This is a genomic window from Gillisia lutea (genome assembly GCF_021568705.1).
In the GTDB taxonomy this organism is placed as follows: Bacteria; Bacteroidota; Bacteroidia; order Flavobacteriales; family Flavobacteriaceae; genus Gillisia; species Gillisia lutea.
Map to the genome: position 1 here is coordinate 392271 of NZ_JAKGTH010000008.1, position 21451 is coordinate 413721.

Here is a 21451-nt window from a genome sequence, read left to right on the forward strand (position 1 = left end):
ATAATTAGAAAGTAGCTTTTAAATAAAAAAAGCCTTCATTTCTGAAGGCTTTATATAGTTACTAAGAAAAAAGATTACTTTTTAAACTTAGCATATTTGTTCTTGAACTTGTCAATTCTACCTGCGGTATCCAATAATTTAGATTTCCCGGTGTAAAAAGGATGTGAGGTTCTTGAGATTTCCATTTTTACTAATGGATACTCAACTCCTTCAACTTCAATAGTTTCTTTAGTGTTGGCGGTAGATTTAGTAATAAAAACTTCTTCGTTAGACATGTCTTTAAAAGCTACTAATCTATAATTTTCCGGATGGATTCCCTGCTTCATCTCTTTATTCTTTAAAATCGTGTTCGTTTTTCGAGTGGCAAATTTAAGTAAAATTACTAAATAACAAACTAAAAGAGCAGTAAATTTTTAATATCCCAAAATAAATTCTGAGAAAACAGGATGTGTAACGTTTTAGTATATTTGTTTACTAACCATTATCTAACCAATTAAATCAATTTAAAATGGAAAAATCAGTAAAATCTACCGCAGTTACCTATGGAATTTATTTAGGTATTGCTTTATCCATCCTTACCATTGTTGCATATGCCTTCAATTTAGCATTATTTACAGAATGGTGGTTTGGGATATTCAGTTTTGTACTACTAATTGTTATCGGGATATTAGCTGTTAAATCAGCTAAAAAGCTTAAAACAACCTATTTTTCCTTTAAAAGCGCATTTACCACCTATTTTGTAACTATACTTATTGGAACTTTAATATCAACAGTAATTAGTATTCTTCTTTTTAATTTCATTGATCCCGAAGCTGCAGAAACAGTAAAAGAGCTTTCTATAGAAGCAGCTCGTGGAATGATGGAAAAGTTCAATGCTCCCGAGTCTGATATTAATACTGCATTAGCGGAAATGGAGAAGGACAATCAATTTTCACTCATTAATCAATTAAAACGTTATGTATTTAGCTTAGCATTTCTATCTTTGATCGGGCTAATTATAGCATTGATCTTTAGAGAAAAAGATCCTAACAAACAATAACTTTTAATGCAATTATCCATAGTTATTCCTCTTCTTAACGAGGAAGAATCTTTAACTGAATTATATAATTGGATTGTATCTGTGATGCAATCCAATTCCTATTCTTATGAAATAATTTTCATAGATGATGGTAGCACAGATCACTCCTGGAAAATCATTTCTTCCTTATCTTCAACAAATCCAGCGGTAAAAGGAATAAAATTCAACCGGAATTACGGGAAATCTCAAGCGCTACATGCCGGTTTTCTGGAAGCAAAAGGTGATGTGATCATTACTATGGATGCCGATTTACAAGATAATCCCGAGGAAATCCCGGAATTATATAAAATGATAGAAGAACAACATTTCGATTTAGTTTCCGGCTGGAAAAAGAAGCGATATGATTCAGTTCTCACTAAAAACCTACCTTCAAAACTCTTCAACGCAGCAGCAAGAAAAACTTCAGGAGTAAAGCTTCATGACTTTAATTGCGGACTAAAAGCGTATCGAAGAAATGTGATAAAGAATATTGATGTGTACGGAGAAATGCACCGATACATTCCTGTGCTGGCCAAAAATGCCGGCTTTTCTAAAATCACTGAAAAGGAAGTAAAACATCAGGCCCGAAAATATGGGAAGACCAAATTTGGGATTGAGCGTTTTCTCAATGGTTTTTTAGACTTAATCAGCATCTGGTTTCTATCTAAATTTGGAAAACGCCCCATGCATCTCTTTGGAGCCTTAGGCGTACTCATGTTCTTCTTCGGGTTTATGGCCGCCAGCTGGATAGGCCTTTCTAAACTTTACAAAATGTACCACGGGTTACCCAATATTCTTGTAACTCAAAATCCGTGGTTTTATATCTCCCTGATCCTCATGGTAATTGGTACTCAATTTTTCCTTGCAGGTTTTCTTGGGGAACTTATTTTAAGGAGCAAACGAGAAAAAGACCGCTATCTTATTAATAAAACTACTGGTATAAGTTAATTCCTTTCCGCTTTAATGTTTATTTTTGTCAGTAAATTTTAGATCATGTCAAAAATAAAACCCGAAATATTAGCAAAAGCGCAAGCCTGGCTTGTAGATTCTTTTGATAAAAACACACAACAGGAAGTCAATAATCTAATTGAAACCGATCCGGTTGGTCTGGAAGAAAGCTTTTATAAAAATGCAGCTTTTGGTACCGGTGGAATGCGTGGCGTGATGGGTGTTGGACCAAACCGAATCAATAAATACACCTTAGGAAAGAATACTCAAGGTATATCCAATTACTTAAAAGAAGTTTTTAAAGGAGAAGACCTTAAAACAGTTATTGCTTACGACTGTAGAAATAATAGTAAAGAACTTGCACAAATTGTTGCCGACGTTTTTTCTGCTAATCGAATTAGCGTTTATCTTTTTTCAGATCTTAGGCCTACCCCCGAACTTTCGTTTGCAGTAAAATATTTAAACTGTCACTGCGGAATCGTATTAACCGCAAGCCATAATCCTCCAGAGTATAATGGCTATAAGGTTTACTGGCAGGATGGTGGACAATTAGTACCACCACAAGATGCTGAGATTATTAAGGAAATTGAGCAACTGGATTATTCGGAAATCCATTTTAATGGAAATAAATCTCTTATACATAGTATAGACACGAAAGTGGATGAAGCATTTATTGAAGCTTCGGTAAAAAACGGAAGTTTTGATACTTCTAAACAAGCAAAAGAAGATTTAACTATTGTTTTTACCTCGCTTCATGGAACTTCCAGCACCATAAACCCTAAAGTTCTTGAGCGCGCAGGTTACACCAACGTGAACCTTGTAAAAGAACAGGCTGAGCCTAACGGGAATTTCCCAACTGTTAAATCACCAAATCCGGAGGAACCGGAAGCTTTAGAATTAGCTCTAAAATTAGCAGAAGAAAAAAATGCCGATATCGTAATTGGTACAGATCCGGATGCTGACAGATTAGGAGTAGCTGTACGTGATCTCGATAACAAGATGATACTTCTCAATGGAAATCAAACCATGTTAGTAATGACGTGGTTCTTGCTGGACCAGTGGAAGAAACTAGGTAAATTAGACGATAAGTCCTTTGTTGCCTCTACAATTGTTTCTACCCCGATGATGAAAGCGGTAACCGAGGGTTACGGAGCAAGATATTTTGAAGTACTTACAGGCTTTAAATGGATTGCAAAATTGATAAAAGACCACCCTGAATTAAATTTTGTAGGTGGCGGGGAAGAGAGCTTTGGGTTTATGGTTGGTGATTTTGTACGCGATAAAGATGCCTCCACTTCCACCCTACTCGCTTGTGAGATAGCAGCTCAAATGAAAGAGCAGGGAAGTTCGTTCTATAAAAAACTTATTGAGCTATATGCTGAATATGGCTTATACAGAGAAGAACTTATATCACTAGTAAAAAAAGGCATTGATGGAGAAGCCCAGATCAAACAGATGATGATCGACCTTAGAGAAAATCCATTAACCGAAATAAATGGTGAAAAAGTAGTACTTATTGAAGATTACCAATCTTCAATTGCTAAAAATGTACAGAACCACACTCAGGAAACTATGGACGTTCCTAAATCCAATGTGTTGATCTATTACACAGAAGAAGGCACTAAAATAGCTGCCAGACCTAGTGGTACCGAACCTAAGATCAAATTCTACATCAGTGTAAATCAAGAACTGGATAAACCAGAAGATTTCACTGAACTGAATAATATTTTAGCAAAGCGCATTGAAAGAATTAAATCTGATCTACAGGTAGATTAACCCCTATTAAATGAATTACTTTAAAAAAATCCTTCAATTTGCAAGGCCTTACAAGCAATATGCAGTATTAAATATTGTCTTTAATATACTATATGCTCTTTTTAGCACATTATCTTTTATTGCCTTAATTCCGGTTATTAATATTCTTTTTGGTGAAAATGAACGCATAGACACCTTACCAACTTGGCAGGGAATAACTGGCATAAAAGATTATTCTATTGATTATTTCAACTATCATGTAAGTCAACGTATTGCCGAAGATGAAGTTTCGGCTTTAGTGTTTATTTGTGGGATAGTTGTTTTGTTGTTCTTCTTAAAGAACCTATTCGGATATCTTGCTGCTTTTTTTATTACATTTCTTAGAAATGGTATTCTAAGAGACCTACGTGATGCTGTTTATAGAAAGATCTTATTCTTACCGGTCTCTTATTTTTCAGAAAAGAAAAAAGGAGATACCATTTCACGAATTACAGCAGATGTAAATGAAGTTCAAAACTCCTTTCTTTCAATTTTAGAGCTTATTGTTAGGGAGCCTCTTACTATTGTCTTCACCATTATTGCAATGTTAATGATTAGTGCTAAGCTTACTCTCTTTGTTTTTGTATTCTTACCAATTTCCGGATTTATAATTTCAATGATTGGTAAGTCGCTGAAAAAACAGTCGAGCCAGGCGCAGGAAGAAAATGGAAATTTCTTATCTATAGTGGAAGAAACTTTATCGAGCCTAAAAATCATTAAAGGTTTTAATGCTGAAGACCAATTTCAGAAAAAATTTGAAGGATCTACAACACGGCTCAACACCATTTTAAACGCGCTGGTTAACCGCCAAAATCTTGCTTCTCCAGCTAGTGAATTTCTAGGAATATTTGTAATTGTTATTATTCTCTGGTTTGGAGGTAATATGGTGTTAGTTGAAGGTACCCTGGACGGCGCAGCCTTTATAGCTTTTCTGGGATTGGCCTACAATATCTTGACCCCCGCAAAACAGATTTCCAAAGCTTCTTATAGCGTAAAAAAAGGAAATGCGGCTGCTGAACGAATTATTGAAGTTTTAGAAACACCAACCACTTTAATAGAAGCACCTAATGCGACTTCTTTAGTGGGATTTGAAAGAGAAGTAGCTATAGAAAATGTAGATTTTAAATATGAAGATGAGCTGGTATTAAAAAAATTCAATTTAACTGTTCCAAAAGGAGCCACAGTAGCTTTGGTGGGGCAATCTGGAAGCGGGAAATCTACAATCGCCAACCTGGTTACAAGATTTTACGATGTTAATGCAGGAAGCATTAAAATTGATGGAAATGATATTAAGCAAGTAACAAAATACTCCCTCCGGAATTTAATGGGATTGGTTACGCAAGATTCTATATTATTTAATGACAGTATTAAAAATAATGTTGCTTTAGGAAAGTTAGGCGCATCGGAAGATGAGATAATTGAAGCACTAAAAATTGCAAATGCCTGGGAATTTGTAAAAGAACTTCCAAAAGGTCTGGAAACCAATATTGGAGATAGCGGTAATAAATTAAGCGGAGGTCAAAAACAACGTCTTTCCATTGCGCGCGCAGTATTAAAGAATCCTCCAATTATGATCTTAGATGAAGCCACTTCTGCTTTGGATACCGAAAGCGAAAAACTCGTACAAAAGGCTTTGGAGAACATGATGAAGAACAGAACATCAATTGTTATAGCTCACCGTTTATCTACTATACAAAATTCCGATCTTATTGTGGTTTTACACAAGGGTGAAATTGTAGAGCAAGGCAAACATGATGAATTATTAAATAAAAATGGGACTTATAGAAAATTAGTGGAGATGCAGTCTTTCGACTAAAGAGGTTTCACTTCAAATAAAACGCCCGATAAGTAAAAAATCTTATCGGGCGTTTCTTGTTTTAAAAACAAAAAATGGATGAAGTAGGTTCATCCATTTTTGAGAAATTTTCATTTTTGGGGAAAATGAAAACTAACTTAGATTCAATTTAACTGCTTGGGGCAAAAAAAGACTCTATCATATTAACAATATCAAATATAGCCACTTTTTATCATCCACCAAACATTTTTAGCATTTAATCTTGTTAAAATTGTACTTAATCGATGTAAATATCTATTTTTCCTACAAAATTCCTACAAAAATTTATAGAAATTAATATTCTTCAGCTTATAATCTTTCAATAACTTTAGCCCGTAAATAATCCCCTGTATTGAAAAAGGATGACGCCAAACTGCTTGCTCAGTTAAAAACGCTACCTACCAGAAACGAGGCCTTTAAAAAGTTACTTCAACTTTATAAAGAGCGTCTTTATTGGCATATTAGAAATATTGTTAAAAATCATGATGATACTGATGATGTATTACAAAACACTTTTATCAAAATTTATAATAATATAGACAACTTTAAAGGGGAAAGTCAGTTATACTCGTGGATGTATCGCATTGCTACTAATGAAGCAATCACATTTTTAAATCAAAAAGCAAAGAGATTACAATTAAATTCTGAAGAGCTTCAGCATTATTTGGTTGAAAATATTGAAAGTGACATTTATTTTGAAGGGGACGAGATCCAATTAAAACTTCAGAAGGCTATTGCAGGCCTTCCACAAAAGCAACAACAGGTATTTAATATGAAGTATTTTCAGGAAATGAAGTATCGTGAGATATCAGAAATCCTGGAGACTAGTGAGGGGGCTTTAAAAGCTTCTTATCATTTAGCCGTAAAAAAAATAAAAGAAAGTTTAAAGATCGATTAAACCTTTTTATAAAAAGTTAGTCTTATAATTGAATGAAAAAGAGTGATTCAATATATCATAAGAAATCTGGTTTCAAAGTCTCAAACACTTATTTTGAAGACTTTGAATCTCGTATTTTAGATGCTATTCCTTCAAATAATAAGCCATTAGATGGTTATAAGAGGCAAGCAGGCTTTCATGTTCCTGATAATTACTTCAATTCTCTTGAAGAAGAAGTATTATCTAAAATTGTTACGCCAAAAGGAAGGCTTATTCCTTTGCATAAAACCAAGAAATTCTATTATTCTATTGCTGTTGCAGCTATGTTTATAGGTCTTATATCGAGCTTATTTATCATTCAATTGAATAAGAATAATATTGATTCGGTTGAGCTATCGGCAATAGAAAGCTATATAGACAATGGATATATTGAATTAGATTTAAACGAGCTATCTTCCTTTATGTATGATGAAGGATACGCTGTAGATAATTTGACCAGTTCCAACCTTTCCGAAGAAGCTGTATTTAGATATTTAAATGAAAATGTTGAAGATCCCGCTTTAATACTAGAATAAATTATATGAAAAAGCACCTATTATTTTTCACTTTTTTTCTGCTGATAGTTTCTGTGAATGCTCAAAATACTAAGAGTAGACAGGAGCATATGGAGAAGATTAAAGCTTTGAAAGTAGCCTATATTACTCAAGAACTGGATATGGACACCAAATTAGCTGAAAAATTTTGGCCTATTTATAACCGCTACGAATGCCTGAAAATGGATTTACATAGAAGAGAGCATATAGAGTTGGATAATATTGATCCCATTTCTGAAGCCAAGGCCGAAGACATGCTAAAAGAGTATTTGAATGTTGAAAGAGAAGAATATGAAATTAAAAAAGAACTTTTTTCTGATCTCAAAAAAATTCTCTCTGCAAAAGAAATCATCAGACTTCATAAATTAGAAGCCGACTTCAATAAGCGCCTTTTAAAAGAATACCGAGAGCGCAGAGAGTCTGATAGAAAAAGGAAGAATTAAGGTTAAATAGTTAAGTTAGTTGTTAGTTAATAGTGGAATATTCCGAATGATCTTCATTCGGAATATTTTTTTATACGTGTACGTAGGTCGATATTATTCTCTGTTAAATTTCAAGCGTGCAATTCTATTTTTACCAGCACCATACGCTACTGAATCATTAAGAAACCTGATTGTAAAAAAGGCTTCGCTAGAAAGTTTATCCCAGCTCATACCCGCATCCTTAGTATAATGAATCCCCGTAAAACCAATAGCAATTATTTCCTTTCCTTCTTTACCGGGTACATAACGAACGCTACTTTTGTAACCGGGGTCTTTACCATTACTAATTAGTGTCCAGGTTTTTCCTCCATCGGCTGTTATGGCCTTATTTTTTGTATTTTCATCAGGTTTAGTGTAATCTCCTCCTACTATTATTCCATTCTTTTCATCATAAAAATCCATGCTGTACCCTCCTGAAGTTGGGGCACCTTGCAATAAAGGAGTATCATATACTTTCCATATCACTCCCCTATCCTCAGAATGGAATATTCTTGATTTCATTCCGCCTGAAAGCAACCATACATTATTACCTTTAATAGCTATATTTGAATTACTTGCAGCAAAAGCAGCTTCCCCCTCTTCTGATTTAGGAAAATTATCACAGCTTATTTTCTTCCAGCTGTTACCTCCATCTCTGGTTATTATTACCGAAAGACAATCATTCGTTGGATCTCCCATGGCTATCCCTTCTTTGTCATTCCAGAAAGCCATCGCGTCATAAAAGACTTTTTCATCTTCTTCTTTATACACCAATTCCATACTTCCTTTCTCTCCTGTTTTATAGAGTAATGCCGGGTTTCCAACACTAAGCATTAAAAAATCTGTAGAAGTACTTGCTACTGCTCGAAATTCCGGAATAATTGTATCGTATTTCTGTACATTATTTCTCCATCCTCCGGTTTTTGAATTATACAAGCCATAAACCCCGTTATTTGCTGCAAACGCTACGTCATTTCCTATTATCTCTATCGCCCTAATACTAATAGAATCTTCTAATATGGTTTGCACCTCTACAGAGGTGTAATAAGATGGTTTTTGTTGGCTTTCCTTGGAGCCACAGCCAGTAATAACTAATACTAATATGGAGACTAATGCTTTCATTATGAGAATTTGATCCAAATATAAAATATTCGCAGGCAATTTTAAGTACCTTTGCAGCCTTAAAATTAAACTATGCGCTTACACCGAAATTTAGTATTTGCAACCATTGATGCCCTTTCCGAAATTTTTAATCAGGAAAAATATGCCGATAAAGTTATTCAGAACACTCTTAAACGCGATAAGCGCTGGGGATCTCGAGATAGAAGTTTTGTTGCCGAAACCACTTATGATATTGTACGTTGGAAACGTTTATATTCTGAAATAGCCGAGGTAAAGGCTCCATATTCACGTGAAAACCTGTTCCGCCTTTTTGCAGTATGGGCAACCTTAAGAGGTATAACTATACCCGATTGGAAACAATTTGAACCAGTACCAAGTCGCCGTATTAAAGGAAAATTTGATGAATTAAGTCAAATTAGGAAATACCGGGAGTCTATTCCAGATTGGATGGACGAATTGGGGGTAAAAGAATTAGGTGAAAAAACCTGGGAAAAAGAAATTCATGCTTTAAATGAGCAGGCTCCTGTTGTGCTAAGAGTGAACACTTTAAATATAACCCGCGATAAATTACGAAGCATCTTAAAGGATGAAGGCATTGCAACTGAACCTATAAAAGATTATCCCGATGCCCTGCAATTGGAAGAACGCGCTAATGTATTTATAACTGATGCTTTTCAAAAAGGTTATTTTGAAGTTCAGGATGCTTCCTCTCAACTTGTAGCGAGATTTCTTGACGTAGAACCAGGAATGCGGGTAGTAGACACATGTGCCGGTGCTGGCGGTAAGACTCTTCATATTGCAGCCTTGATGGAGAATAAAGGCCAGATTATAGCTACTGATATCTACGAAAATAAATTAAAGGAACTTAAACGTAGAGCAAAACGTGCTGGTGCTCACAATATCGAACCCCGCGTAATCGACTCTTCTAAAGTTGTAAAGAAATTATACGGGAAGGCAGATAGAGTGCTAATTGATGCTCCTTGTAGCGGACTTGGCGTACTAAGTCGAAATCCGGATGCAAAATGGAAACTTCAGCCGGAGTTCATTGATAATATCAAGAAAACACAATCAGATATTTTAGATCAATACTCCCGAATCCTTAAACCCGGAGGAAAAATGGTTTATGCAACTTGTTCTATCTTACCTTCTGAAAATGAAAAGCAGGTAGCTCAGTTTCTCGACAGAGAAGAAGGAAAAGATTTTAAACTTGTTAAAGACAAAAAAGTACTTTCAAGTGAATCTGGATATGACGGATTCTATATGGCCTTATTAGAAAAAGCTAAATAAAATTATTAGATCATGATTTTTAAAATTAAAGGAATATTAAATAAAGGGAAATACTTCTTATTTTTTATTCTTTTAATTTTAAGTTCATGCCGATCTGATCCCAATAGCAATTATCAGGAGGAAGCCTTTAATTCTACACATCAAATTGAAGGAAACATAGAGATTCCTTCTAATCTTTCCTCTTACTACGCCGATATTGACTTCACAAAAACACAAAGAGAATTAAAAGAGCAACTCTCTGTTCTAACAATATCAAAGCACTCCAATTTTCTTCAGTATTACGAGCGTCACGATCATCTTTATGATGCCAATAAGGATTCCGAAAATTCTAATAATGTAATTCTGTTTTATAGTGGAGAAAGCAGAAACAACAGAGAGCATGCTTCTGGTTCTAATTCCTATTCCAAACAAACCTTTAATACAGAACATGTTTACCCAAAGTATTATTTGAACAGCAATGCTGAAGCCGACCTGCATAATCTGGTAACCGCAGATATTCAAATAAATAAAAAGAGAAGTAATTATTCATTTGTAGACGGAAAAGGAACTTACAAACATGTAAATTATAAAAACTGGTATCCGGGAGATGAATGGATAGGTGATGTAGCCAGAATTATAATGTATATGCATTTAAGGTATAATGAGAATTTTCAGGATATGGGCAATTTAAATTTGTTCCTTAAATGGAATGTGCTAGACCCTGTTTCAGATCTGGAAATCCAACGAAACGAGCGCATCATGGAAGCCCAGGGAAATAGAAATCCTTTTATTGATAATCCTTATTTTGCAACGCTTATCTGGGACAGTAAAGCTGCTGAGAACAGATGGAAGAGCACCAACAAACAAGGAGAAGAAGTAAGTACCCAGAAGAACCATACAGTGAACTCAGAGATTCAAATCATATTTTCAGAATATGTTGAAGGGAACATGGGTAATAACAAAGCCATAGAAATTGCTAATCTCACCGATAAACCCATAGCATTGAATGGATATAGTATTAAAAAACAAGCTAATGGTACCGGGAAATGGACAGATGCTTTAAATCTAGATGGAACTATCCCTGCAAATGATGTTTATGTTATCATAAACAAGGAAGCTACTTTAGCCAAACTATTAGAAGAGGCCGATATTGAGCACACAGGCTCCCCCCTTAATTTTAATGGAAATGATCCCATTGGGTTGTTTAAAAATAACCGACTTATCGATATTATTGGAAATTTTAATAGTCCTGAAAATTTCGGCAAGGACCTTATCTTAAGAAGAAAATCAAGCATTAAAAACCCTTCCTCTAAATACATTCGTGCAGAATGGGATGTGGTTCCTCATAAGGACCTTAACGATATAGGTTCTCAAAATTAGAAGCAAAACCCTCGTCTTCAATAGTATAAAAACTTATCTACTAATAATATTTGGAGCGCTAAAAGTATTATTACTAATGGAAATACTTATTCAGCTAGCCTATTATTTATATTTTTTATTGGCCGAAAATCTTTTAAAAAAATCATAAATTTGCGCTAACACAACAACACTAAATCACCTAGAATGATCCTTTTTTTTGGAACTCAAACCCCTAAGGTTTATGCCGTAGAAACTCACACGGCTCTTACAGCTCAAGATATTTCAAAATTAAACTGGCTTTTTGGCGACGCTCAACTTCTAAACAAATCTGCATTGGCAGATTTTTTTGTTGGACCTCGTGCCGCTATGGTTTCTCCCTGGAGTACAAATGCAGTTGAAATCACTCAAACAATGGGAATAAAAGGAATTCTTAGAATTGAAGAATTCTTAGAAATCGATTCTCATTATAACGATTATGACCCGATGCTTTCTCAAAAGTTCGAAGGTTTAGATCAAAATATCTTCACAGTAGATGCACAACCACAACCTGTATTGGAGATTGAAGATATTGCTGCTTTTAATAGTCAGGAAGGTTTAGCGCTAAGTAGCGAAGAGATTTCTTACCTAGAAGGACTTTCTAAAAAACTGGAACGCAAACTAACAGATTCTGAAGTTTTTGGGTTTTCTCAGGTGAATTCAGAACACTGTAGACATAAGATCTTTAACGGAACTTTTGTTATTGACGGTGTAGAAAAACCTTCCAGTTTATTTAAGCTCATTAGAAAAACTTCAGAAGAATTCCCAAACGAGATCGTTTCCGCTTATAAAGACAATGTTGCCTTTATTAAAGGACCTGTAGTAGAGCAATTTGCTCCGAAATCTGCAGATATTCCAGATTATTACATTAATTCAGATTTCGAATCGGTAATCTCTCTAAAAGCTGAAACTCATAACTTCCCTACCACCGTGGAGCCTTTCAACGGTGCTGCTACCGGAAGTGGTGGTGAGATTCGAGATAGACTTGCAGGTGGGAAAGGTTCACTTCCGCTTGCCGGAACAGCGGTTTACATGACCTCCTATTCTCGTTTGGATGAAGATAGAACTTGGGAGAAAGAAGTTAAAGAAAGAGCATGGTTATACCAAACTCCTATGGACATCTTAATAAAAGCATCCAACGGAGCATCAGATTTTGGAAATAAATTTGGTCAGCCCCTAATTACAGGGTCTGTACTAACTTTTGAACATTCAGAAGAAAACAGAGTGCTGGGTTATGATAAAGTAATTATGCTTGCCGGTGGAATTGGGTATGGCAAAGCAGATCAAGCCATCAAGGAAGTTCCTAAAAAAGGAGATAAAATTGTGGTACTTGGGGGTGAAAACTATAGAATTGGAATGGGTGGAGCCGCCGTTTCTTCTGCCGATACCGGGGAGTTTAGCAGTGGTATAGAACTGAATGCTGTACAACGTGCCAATCCGGAAATGCAAAAAAGAGCTGCTAATGCTATTCGAGGAATGGTGGAGCGAGAAGAGAATCCTATCATCTCTATTCACGACCATGGTGCAGGTGGACACTTGAACTGTTTAAGTGAATTAGTCGAGGAGACTGGAGGAAATATCGATCTTGATATGCTCCCGGTGGGAGACCCCACACTTTCAGCAAAAGAAATAATAGGAAATGAGTCTCAGGAGCGAATGGGACTTCTTATCGCCGAGAAGGATTTAAGTACTCTTCAACGAATTTCCCAAAGAGAGCGTACTCCTATGTATAATGTTGGAGAAGTTACTGAAGATCACAAATTCATCTTCCAAAGTAGGACTACGGGAGAAAAGCCCATGGATCTAGCTCTAGCAGATATGTTTGGAAGTTCTCCCAAAGTAATCATGAACGATACTAGTATTGTTCGCAATTATAAGGATCTAGAATACTCTCAAGAGAACATTCAGGATTACCTGAGAGATGTGTTACAATTAGAAGCCGTTGCTTGTAAAGATTGGCTTACCAATAAAGTAGACCGCTGTGTAAGTGGTCGTGTTGCTAAACAACAAACAGCGGGTGAACTACAATTACCTCTGAACAATTGTGGAGTAATGGCTTTGGATTATAAAGGAAAAGAAGGAGTTGCTACTTCATTAGGACACTCCCCTATTTCCGCTTTGGTAGATCCGGTTGCAGGATCAAGAAATTCTATTGCCGAAGCTTTATCTAACATTATCTGGGCTCCCTTAGAAAAAGGATTGAAATCTATTTCATTATCAGCAAACTGGATGTGGCCTTGTAATAATGAAGGTGAAGATGCCCGTCTTTATAACGCTGTGGAAGGCGTTTCTAACTTTGCACTAGAACTTGGAATAAATGTACCTACCGGAAAGGATTCCCTTTCTATGAAACAAAAATATAAAGACGGAGATGTACTCGCCCCAGGAACAGTAATTATCTCTGCTGCCGGGCATTGTGATGATATTACTAAAGTGGTTGAACCTGTACTCCAGCCTGAAGGAAATATCTACTATATTAACATGTCTCAGGACACTTTCAAATTAGGAGGCTCTTCATTTGCGCAAACTAGAAATAAGATAGGGACAGAAGTTCCAACTATTAAAGATGCCAAGCAATTTAGCACTACCTTTAATACTATTCAAGGCCTTATTAAAGATGATTTAATACTTGCCGGACACGACGTGGCCTCAGGTGGTTTGATTACAACCTTATTAGAAATGTGTTTTTCTAATACCAATTTAGGTGCTGATTTGGATCTTTCAGGTTTAAATGAAAGTGATAGCGTAAAGCTGCTTTTTAATGAAAACTGTGGAATAGTATTTCAGGCTAAAAATACTTCAGTTGAAGATATCTTAGCTAAAAACAATATCGAATTCTTTAAAATAGGTGCACCTATTGAAGGAAAAACACTTTCAATTAAAAATGGAGAGAATAACTTCAGCTTAAGCATTGAAGACTTACGCGATACCTGGTATAAAACCTCTTTCTTATTAGATAAGAAACAGAGTGGAACAGATATGGCCACTCAACGTTTCAAAAATTATAAAAATCAACCATTAGAGTTTATTTTTCCAGAGAACTTCGATGGAAAACTACCTAAATTAGATAATAGCAAACCTCGAATAAAAGCAGCTATTATTCGTGAAAAAGGTTCTAATTCTGAACGCGAAATGGCTCGTGCCATGCACCTTGCCGGATTTGATGTAAAGGATGTTCATATGACCGATCTTATTAGCGGAAGAGAAACTCTGGAAGACATTAAATTTATTGCGGCTGTAGGAGGTTTCTCTAACTCGGATGTACTTGGAAGTGCAAAAGGTTGGGCCGGGGCTTTCTTATATAATGAAAAAGCAAGAGAGGCATTAGATAACTTCTTCAAAAGAGAAGATACTTTATCGCTTGGAGTTTGTAATGGCTGCCAATTATTTATTGAATTAGGACTTATTAATCCAGAGCATCAACAACGTCCAAAAATGCTGCATAACAAATCGCATAAATTTGAATGTAACTTTACCAGTGTTGAAATTCAAAAGAATAATTCCGTAATGTTATCAAGTCTTGCAGGAAGTAAATTAGGAATTTGGGCAGCGCATGGAGAAGGGAAATTCAGTTTTTCTTTAGAAGAAAGCAGCTATAATATTGTTGGAAAGTATGGTTATGAAGAATATCCTGCTAACCCTAACGGTTCCCATTTCAATGCTGCTATGTTAACCGATTCTACGGGGCGGCACTTAGTAACTATGCCGCATTTTGAGCGATCTACTTTCCAATGGAACTGGGCTTATTATCCAAAAGAAAGAAAAGATGAAGTTTCTCCATGGTTACAGGCATTTGTAAATGCAAAAGAATGGCTAGAAACTCATTAATAATATTCACTATATTAAGACCAAAATTGAAGAGATAAGAAAATATACCTTCAGTTTTTAAAAAATAGATTTGAAATAGCCTGCAAAATTGCTATTTTGCGAAAAACCTAATATTCATATAAACACATGATCGAAATTAAAAGACTCTTTGATTTTCCATATTTTCAGTTAGAAAATCATCCTTTGGAGAAAGCCCTGGGTACAAAATATAATGGTATTTGGGAAACCTTATCCACACAACAATATATTGACAGGGCCAATGCTATAAGTAGAGGACTTTTAAGATTAGGAGTACAGCCTAACGATAAAATTGCTGTAATCTCTTCTTCAAACCGAAATGAATGGAATGTTATGGATATAGGAGTGCTCCAACTTGGAGCGCAAAATGTACCGGTATACCCTACAATTTCTGAAGAAGATTATGAATATGTTCTAAACCACAGTGAGGCTACCTATTGTTTTGTTTCAGATACCGAAGTTTTAGAAAAACTAAATGCCGTAAAGCATAATACTAAAATAAAGGAAGTCTATAGCTTTGACCAAATAGAAGGCTGTAAACACTGGACAGAGGTTCTTGATTTAGGAGAAGATAAAAGCAACCAGGATGAGGTTGAAAAACTGAAAAAACAAGTAAAATCTACTGATCTTGCTACTCTTATATATACTTCCGGAACTACAGGAAGACCAAAAGGAGTTATGCTTTCACACCAAAATATTGTAAGCGACGTTTTAAATAGTGCTCCAAGAGTACCTTTTGAAATGGGAAAATTTGTTGCGCTAAGTTTTTTACCGGTTTGTCATATCTTTGAAAGAATGATCCTGTATCTATATCAGTATTACAGTGTATCCATTTATTTTGCAGAATCTATAGATAAGATAAGTGACAACTTGAAGGAAGTAAAACCGAATGTAATCACTGCTGTTCCAAGACTTCTTGAGAAGGTATACGATAAGATTATAGCCAAAGGAACTGCACTTGGAGGTATCAAACAAAAATTATTTTACTGGGCTGTTGAATTAGGTTTGGAATATGAACCGTACGGTGCAAATGGTTGGTGGTATGAAACCAGACTTAGCCTTGCCAGAAAATTGATCTTTTCTAAATGGAAAGAAGGTTTAGGCGGAAATATAGAACTTATTGTGTCGGGAAGTGCAGCTTTACAACCAAGGCTTGCCAGAGTTTTTGCTGCAGCAGAGATTCCTGTTATGGAAGGATACGGACTAACAGAGACCTCTCCGGTAATTGCTGTGAACGATGAAAGAAACCACGGTTTTAAAATAGGTACAGTAGGAAAAGTAATAGACAATGTGGAAGTTGTTATTGCAGAAGATGGAGAAATTCTTACCAAAGGCCCTAATTTAATGATGGGGTATTATAAAGATGAAGAAAAAACAAGAGAAGCCATAAACACTGATGGATATTTTCATACCGGAGATATAGGCGAGATCGATGCCGAAGGTTTTTTAAAGATTACCGATAGAAAGAAAGAAATGTTCAAAACATCGGGAGGTAAGTATGTGGCACCTCAAATGATTGAGAACACCATGAAACAATCAAGATTTATTGAACAAATAATGGTTATTGGGGAGGGCGAAAAAATGCCGGCCGCTTTCATTCAGCCTAATTTCGAGTTTGTGGAAGAATGGGCACAACGTAAAAACCTTGATCTTGGAAAGAGCAATGAAGAACTTATAGCCAATCCTGAAGTAATTGCTCGTATTCAGGAAGAAGTGGACTTTTATAATGCAAAATTTGGTCATTGGGAAAAAATCAAACGTTTTGAACTCACCCCAGATGTATGGAGCATAGAAAACGATTCCCTTACTCCTACCATGAAATTAAAGCGCAGATACATCAAAGAGCGATATATAGAACTTTACAATAAAATCTACGAACGGTAGAATTAATAAGGTTTAGATTAAGAATTTGTTAAACTCCTCTACTAAGAGGAGTTTTTTTGTTGTTTTAATGTAATTTTAAGTGAATTAATTGGGAATTTAAAATATTTCATATTTTTATTATGCATGCATAATAATTTTTCATAACTTTGATCTCATCAAGATTTATTATGAAAGAAAAAACCATCGATTATGTATTGCGGGCCACTTGGATGGCAGTTTCCAAAATGTATAATGAAGAAGCCGGGAAAGCCGGTAGTACGATGGCCACAGGTTTTGCATTATTAAGTATAGACCCGGAAAAAGGTACCCCCTCTACCTCGTTAGGCCCAAAGATGGGCATGGAAGCAACCAGCTTATCCCGAATATTAAAATCAATGGAGGAAAAAGGCTTAATTATTCGTAAGAGAAACCCCAAAGATGGAAGAAGTGTATTATTATATCTTACCGATTTTGGGAAAGAGATGCGGGACTTTTCAAAAGGGGTCGTTCTTCAGTTTGATGAAGCTGTAAAAGGAGCTATTTCAGAAGAAGAGTTAAAAACCTTTATTAAAGTTGCAAATACTATTATGGATCTTATTTCAAACAAACAGATCTACAAACAGGAAATCAATTCAAAATAAATATATAAAGCCTCCCCCTTGTTAATTTAGGGTGAGGCTTTTTTTAAATACTAAATAAAACAACAAATGAAAAGAAGAATCAACAAGGTTGCCATTATTGGTTCCGGTATTATGGGAAGCGGTATTGCTTGTCATTTTGCCAACATTGGTGTAGAGGTACTCCTTTTAGATATTGTGCCTAGAGAACTTACAGAAAAAGAAGAGAAAAAAGGCTTGACCTTAAAGGATAAAGTAGTTAGAAACCGCCTAGTTAACGACTCGTTACAGGCTGCTTTAAAATCTAAACCTTCTCCTATATATAGCATTGATTTTGCAAAGCGAATAAAAACAGGAAATTTAGAAGATGATATCGCAAAAGTTGCCAATGTAGATTGGATTATTGAAGTAGTTGTAGAGCGACTTGATATAAAGAAAAAGGTTTTCGATCAATTAGAACAGCACAGAACTCCAGGAACGCTTATCTCCTCTAACACCTCAGGTATTCCAATTCATTTAATGTCTGAAGGAAGAAGCGAAGATTTCCAAAAGCATTTCTGTGGAACACATTTCTTTAATCCTGCTAGATACTTGAGATTGTTCGAGATCATTCCTGGGCCACAAACCTCTCAGGAAGTTTTAGATTTCATGAATGAATATGGTGAAAAGTTCCTTGGAAAGAAATCGGTAGTAGCAAAAGATACTCCGGCCTTTATTGGGAACAGAATTGGTATTTTCAGCATTATGAGTCTATTTCATACCGTTAAGGAAATGGATATGACTATTGAAGAGGTAGATAAACTTACCGGCCCAGTAATTGGCCGTCAAAAATCTGCCACCTTTAGAACTGTAGATGTAGTAGGCCTAGACACTCTGGTACATGTAGCAAATGGCTTACATCAGGGAGTGCCTAATGATGAAGCGCACGACCTTTTTGCCCTTCCGAATTTCATCGACTCGATGATGGAGAAAAAATGGTTAGGAAGTAAAACGGGACAAGGTTTCTACAAGAAGATAAAGAAAGAAGATGGATCAAGTGAAATTCAGTCCTTAGATCTTAACACCTTAGAATATAGAGCTCAAAAAAGAGCATCTTTTGCAACTTTAGAACTTACCAAAACAATAGATAATGTTGCCGATCGCTTTAAGGTTTTGGTGAAAGGTAAAGATAAAGCAGGAGAATTTTATCGTAAGAGCTTCTCTTCCCTATTTGCATACGTTTCTAACAGAATTCCGGAAATTACCGATGAGCTTTACAAGATTGACGATGCCATGAAAGCAGGATTTGGCTGGCAACACGGTCCTTTCCAGATTTGGGATGCAATAGGTGTGGAAAAAGCCATTGAAATGATGAAAGCTGAAGGTTATACTCCTGCAGCTTGGGTAACTGAAATGTTAGAAAGTGGCAGTAAGAGTTTTTACACTGTAAAAGAAGGAAACACTTATTATTACGATATTCCTAAAAAGGAACAAGTAAAAGTTCCAGGACAGGATGCCTTTATTATTCTAGATAATATTAGAGAATCAAAAGAAGTTTTCAAGAACAGCGGAGTGGTACTGGAAGATCTTGGAGACGGTATTTTAAATCTGGAATTCAGAAGTAAAATGAATTCCATTGGTGGTGATGTATTAGATGGTTTGAATAAAGCCATCGACATTGCCGAAAAAGATTATCAAGGATTGGTAGTTGCTAATAGCGGAGCAAATTTCTCTGTAGGAGCAAATATCGGAATGATCTTTATGATGGCTGTAGAGCAAGAGTATGATGAGCTTAATATGGCTATCAAATATTTCCAGGATACTATGATGAGAATGCGCTATTCATCCATCCCAACAGTAGCTGCCCCACATGCTATGACGTTGGGAGGTGGATGCGAATTATCCCTTCATGCCGATAAAGTAGTTGCTGCTGCTGAAACTTATATTGGACTTGTAGAGTTTGGTGTAGGTGTGATTCCAGGTGGAGGTGGTTCAAAAGAAATGACCCTAAGAGCTTCAGATACATATCAAAAAGATGATGTGGAATTGAATAGGTTGAGAGAACACTTCTTAACCATAGCTATGGCCAAAGTATCCACTTCGGCCTATGAAGCTTACGATACTAATATCTTACAAAAAGGAAAAGATATAGTTGTTGTAAATCCAGATCGTCAACTTGCAATTGCTAAAAAGCACGCTTTACTAATGGCCGAAACCGGTTATACTCAGCCTATTCAGCGTACAGATATAAAAGTATTGGGAAAACAAGCTTTAGGTGCCTTTTACGTAGGAACCGACCAAATGTATGCCGGTAAATATATTAGCGAACATGATAAGAAAATTGCAAATAAACTGGCCTATGTAATGGCTGGAGGAGATCTTTCTGAGAACTCTTACGTAAGCGAACAATACTTATTAGATCTTGAACGTGAAGCTTTCCTTTCACTTACCGGAGAAAGAAAAACTTTAGAAAGAATAGAGCATATGTTGAAAAAAGGGAAACCGCTTAGAAATTAATTTCCATACGAATATCAAGCGGCGAAGAAGTATACATAAAAACTCTCTTCACTCTCAAATTTAATATCTAAAATCTAAAATAATGAAAACAGCATACATAGTAAAAGCATATAGAACTGCAGTGGGGAAAGCCCCACGTGGAGTGTTCAGATTCAAAAGACCTGATGAATTGGCGGCAGAGACCATTCAGTATATGATGGATGAATTACCGCAATTTGACAAAAAAAGAATTGATGATGTAATTGTAGGAAACGCCATGCCGGAAGCCGAACAAGGTTTGAATGTAGGGCGACTTATTTCCCTGATGGGGCTTAAAATAGAAGATGTTCCTGGAATGACTGTCAACAGGTATTGTGCGTCAGGTTTAGAAACCATCGCTATCGCTTCAGCAAAAATACAATCTGGAATGGCAGATTGTATTATTGCAGGAGGAGCAGAAAGTATGAGTTATATTCCAATGGGAGGATATAAGCCGGTTCCCGATTATAAACTTGCTAAGGAAGGTCACGAAGACTATTACTGGGGAATGGGACTGACTGCGGAAGCGGTGGCGAATAAATTCAATGTGAATCGTGAAGATCAAGATGAATTTGCATTCAATTCCCACCAAAAAGCTTTGAAAGCCCAAAAAGAAAATAGGTTTCAAGACCAAATTGTTCCTATTACTATTGAGCAAACTTACGTGGATGATAATAATAAGAAGCAAACCAAATCTTACGTAGTTAACAAAGATGAAGGGCCAAGAGCAGATACTTCAAAAGAGATTCTTGGTAAACTAAGACCAGTATTTGCCGATGGAGGAAGTGTTACCGCTGGAAATTCTTCACAAATGAGTGATGGAGCTGCCTTTGTAATGGTAATGAGTGAAGAAATGGTAAAAGAACTCAATTTAGAGCCAATTGCCAGAATGGTTAGTTATGCTCCCGTTGGTGTAGAACCAAGAATTATGGGGATAGGTCCAGTACACGCTATTCCTAAAGCTTTAAAACAAGCAGGTTTGAAACAAGATCAAATAGAGTTATTTGAATTGAACGAAGCATTTGCATCTCAGTCATTAGCAGTAATTAGAGAACTCGGTCTTAACCAAGATATCGTGAATGTGAATGGAGGAGCCATTGCAATGGGCCACCCACTAGGATGTACCGGAGCTAAACTATCTGTTCAAATTTTTGATGAAATGCGTAAGCGCGACTTGAAGAATAAATATGCCATGGTAACCATGTGTGTAGGAACAGGACAAGGAGCTGCCGGAGTTTACGAATTCCTTTCATAAATAAGAATG

16 protein-coding genes are annotated in these 21451 nt (G+C 36.0%); 14 read left to right on the forward strand and 2 right to left on the reverse strand.

Going from position 1 to position 21451, the window contains the following annotated elements; translation table 11 throughout:
• Nucleotides 1–74: 74 nt before the first annotated feature.
• Entirely contained in the window at nt 75–326 is a 252-nt protein-coding gene (locus tag L1I30_RS08965) for a type B 50S ribosomal protein L31 (RefSeq protein WP_236133939.1), read from the reverse strand.
• A 182-nt stretch (nt 327–508) separates the two neighbouring features.
• Between L1I30_RS08965 and L1I30_RS08970 the strand changes: the two genes are divergently transcribed.
• From L1I30_RS08970 to L1I30_RS09000, 7 genes are all read left to right on the forward strand, one after another.
• Entirely contained in the window at nt 509–1039 is a 531-nt protein-coding gene (locus L1I30_RS08970) for a DUF4199 domain-containing protein (RefSeq protein WP_236133940.1), read from the forward strand.
• Nucleotides 1040–1045: 6 nt separating this feature from the next.
• Nucleotides 1046–2005, forward strand: coding sequence for a glycosyltransferase family 2 protein (locus L1I30_RS08975; protein WP_236133941.1), 960 nt, complete (start codon nt 1046–1048; stop codon nt 2003–2005).
• 45 nt (nt 2006–2050) lie between these two features.
• Nucleotides 2051–3781 carry a phospho-sugar mutase gene (locus tag L1I30_RS08980; protein ID WP_236133942.1) on the forward strand — a complete coding sequence of 577 codons (1731 nt, stop codon included), beginning with the start codon at nt 2051–2053 and terminating at the stop codon, nt 3779–3781.
• Between the two features lie 10 nt (nt 3782–3791).
• The gene (locus L1I30_RS08985) at nt 3792–5615 is read left to right on the forward strand and encodes an ABC transporter ATP-binding protein (RefSeq protein WP_236133943.1); all 1824 of its coding nucleotides are present in this window, start codon (nt 3792–3794) and stop codon (nt 5613–5615) included.
• 370 nt (nt 5616–5985) lie between these two features.
• Nucleotides 5986–6531 carry an RNA polymerase sigma factor gene (locus L1I30_RS08990; protein ID WP_236133944.1) on the forward strand — a complete coding sequence of 182 codons (546 nt, stop codon included), beginning with the start codon at nt 5986–5988 and terminating at the stop codon, nt 6529–6531.
• Between the two features lie 32 nt (nt 6532–6563).
• On the forward strand, nt 6564–7085 hold the full coding sequence (locus L1I30_RS08995; protein ID WP_236133945.1) for a hypothetical protein: 522 nt from the start codon (nt 6564–6566) through the stop codon (nt 7083–7085).
• 5 nt (nt 7086–7090) lie between these two features.
• Nucleotides 7091–7546: a hypothetical protein gene (locus L1I30_RS09000; protein ID WP_236133946.1), complete on the forward strand. Its 456-nt coding sequence runs from the start codon at nt 7091–7093 to the stop codon at nt 7544–7546.
• Between the two features lie 93 nt (nt 7547–7639).
• Here the strand turns inward: L1I30_RS09000 and L1I30_RS09005 are convergent, their stop codons facing one another.
• Entirely contained in the window at nt 7640–8686 is a 1047-nt protein-coding gene (locus tag L1I30_RS09005) for a WD40/YVTN/BNR-like repeat-containing protein (protein WP_236133947.1), read from the reverse strand.
• 72 nt (nt 8687–8758) lie between these two features.
• Here L1I30_RS09005 and L1I30_RS09010 point away from each other — a divergent pair, with 72 nt between their 5' ends.
• From L1I30_RS09010 to L1I30_RS09040, 7 genes are all read left to right on the forward strand, one after another.
• Nucleotides 8759–9973 carry an RsmB/NOP family class I SAM-dependent RNA methyltransferase gene (locus tag L1I30_RS09010; RefSeq protein WP_236133948.1) on the forward strand — a complete coding sequence of 405 codons (1215 nt, stop codon included), beginning with the start codon at nt 8759–8761 and terminating at the stop codon, nt 9971–9973.
• A 12-nt stretch (nt 9974–9985) separates the two neighbouring features.
• Nucleotides 9986–11332 (forward strand): endonuclease, encoded by a 1347-nt coding sequence (locus L1I30_RS09015; protein ID WP_236133949.1) that lies wholly within the window; start codon nt 9986–9988, stop codon nt 11330–11332.
• Between the two features lie 183 nt (nt 11333–11515).
• A complete protein-coding gene (gene purL, locus L1I30_RS09020; RefSeq protein WP_236133950.1) occupies nt 11516–15175 on the forward strand; it encodes a phosphoribosylformylglycinamidine synthase in 3660 nt (1219 codons plus the stop codon).
• A 126-nt stretch (nt 15176–15301) separates the two neighbouring features.
• Nucleotides 15302–17077, forward strand: a complete 1776-nt coding sequence (locus L1I30_RS09025; RefSeq protein WP_236133951.1) for an AMP-dependent synthetase/ligase — start codon at nt 15302–15304, stop codon at nt 17075–17077.
• Between the two features lie 167 nt (nt 17078–17244).
• Complete coding sequence (locus tag L1I30_RS09030; protein WP_236133952.1) at nt 17245–17697, forward strand: MarR family winged helix-turn-helix transcriptional regulator; 453 nt, start codon at nt 17245–17247, stop codon at nt 17695–17697.
• A 66-nt stretch (nt 17698–17763) separates the two neighbouring features.
• Entirely contained in the window at nt 17764–20169 is a 2406-nt protein-coding gene (locus L1I30_RS09035; RefSeq protein WP_236133953.1) for a 3-hydroxyacyl-CoA dehydrogenase/enoyl-CoA hydratase family protein, read from the forward strand.
• 82 nt (nt 20170–20251) lie between these two features.
• Entirely contained in the window at nt 20252–21442 is a 1191-nt protein-coding gene (locus L1I30_RS09040; RefSeq protein WP_236133954.1) for an acetyl-CoA C-acyltransferase, read from the forward strand.
• Nucleotides 21443–21451: the final 9 nt, after the last annotated feature.

What these genes read in the sequence shown, in the direction of transcription:
- L1I30_RS08965 (WP_236133939.1), bottom strand. Translation starts at nt 326, where the DNA reads ATGAAGCAGGGAATCCATCCGGAAAATTATAGATTAGTAGCTTTTAAA.
- L1I30_RS08970 (WP_236133940.1), top strand. Translation starts at nt 509, where the DNA reads ATGGAAAAATCAGTAAAATCTACCGCAGTTACCTATGGAATTTATTTA.
- L1I30_RS08975 (WP_236133941.1), top strand. Translation starts at nt 1,046, where the DNA reads ATGCAATTATCCATAGTTATTCCTCTTCTTAACGAGGAAGAATCTTTA.
- L1I30_RS08980 (WP_236133942.1), top strand. Translation starts at nt 2,051, where the DNA reads ATGTCAAAAATAAAACCCGAAATATTAGCAAAAGCGCAAGCCTGGCTT.
- L1I30_RS08985 (WP_236133943.1), top strand. Translation starts at nt 3,792, where the DNA reads ATGAATTACTTTAAAAAAATCCTTCAATTTGCAAGGCCTTACAAGCAA.
- L1I30_RS08995 (WP_236133945.1), top strand. Translation starts at nt 6,564, where the DNA reads ATGAAAAAGAGTGATTCAATATATCATAAGAAATCTGGTTTCAAAGTC.
- L1I30_RS09000 (WP_236133946.1), top strand. Translation starts at nt 7,091, where the DNA reads ATGAAAAAGCACCTATTATTTTTCACTTTTTTTCTGCTGATAGTTTCT.
- L1I30_RS09005 (WP_236133947.1), bottom strand. Translation starts at nt 8,686, where the DNA reads ATGAAAGCATTAGTCTCCATATTAGTATTAGTTATTACTGGCTGTGGC.
- L1I30_RS09010 (WP_236133948.1), top strand. Translation starts at nt 8,759, where the DNA reads ATGCGCTTACACCGAAATTTAGTATTTGCAACCATTGATGCCCTTTCC.
- L1I30_RS09015 (WP_236133949.1), top strand. Translation starts at nt 9,986, where the DNA reads ATGATTTTTAAAATTAAAGGAATATTAAATAAAGGGAAATACTTCTTA.
- purL (WP_236133950.1), top strand. Translation starts at nt 11,516, where the DNA reads ATGATCCTTTTTTTTGGAACTCAAACCCCTAAGGTTTATGCCGTAGAA.
- L1I30_RS09025 (WP_236133951.1), top strand. Translation starts at nt 15,302, where the DNA reads ATGATCGAAATTAAAAGACTCTTTGATTTTCCATATTTTCAGTTAGAA.
- L1I30_RS09030 (WP_236133952.1), top strand. Translation starts at nt 17,245, where the DNA reads ATGAAAGAAAAAACCATCGATTATGTATTGCGGGCCACTTGGATGGCA.
- L1I30_RS09035 (WP_236133953.1), top strand. Translation starts at nt 17,764, where the DNA reads ATGAAAAGAAGAATCAACAAGGTTGCCATTATTGGTTCCGGTATTATG.
- L1I30_RS09040 (WP_236133954.1), top strand. Translation starts at nt 20,252, where the DNA reads ATGAAAACAGCATACATAGTAAAAGCATATAGAACTGCAGTGGGGAAA.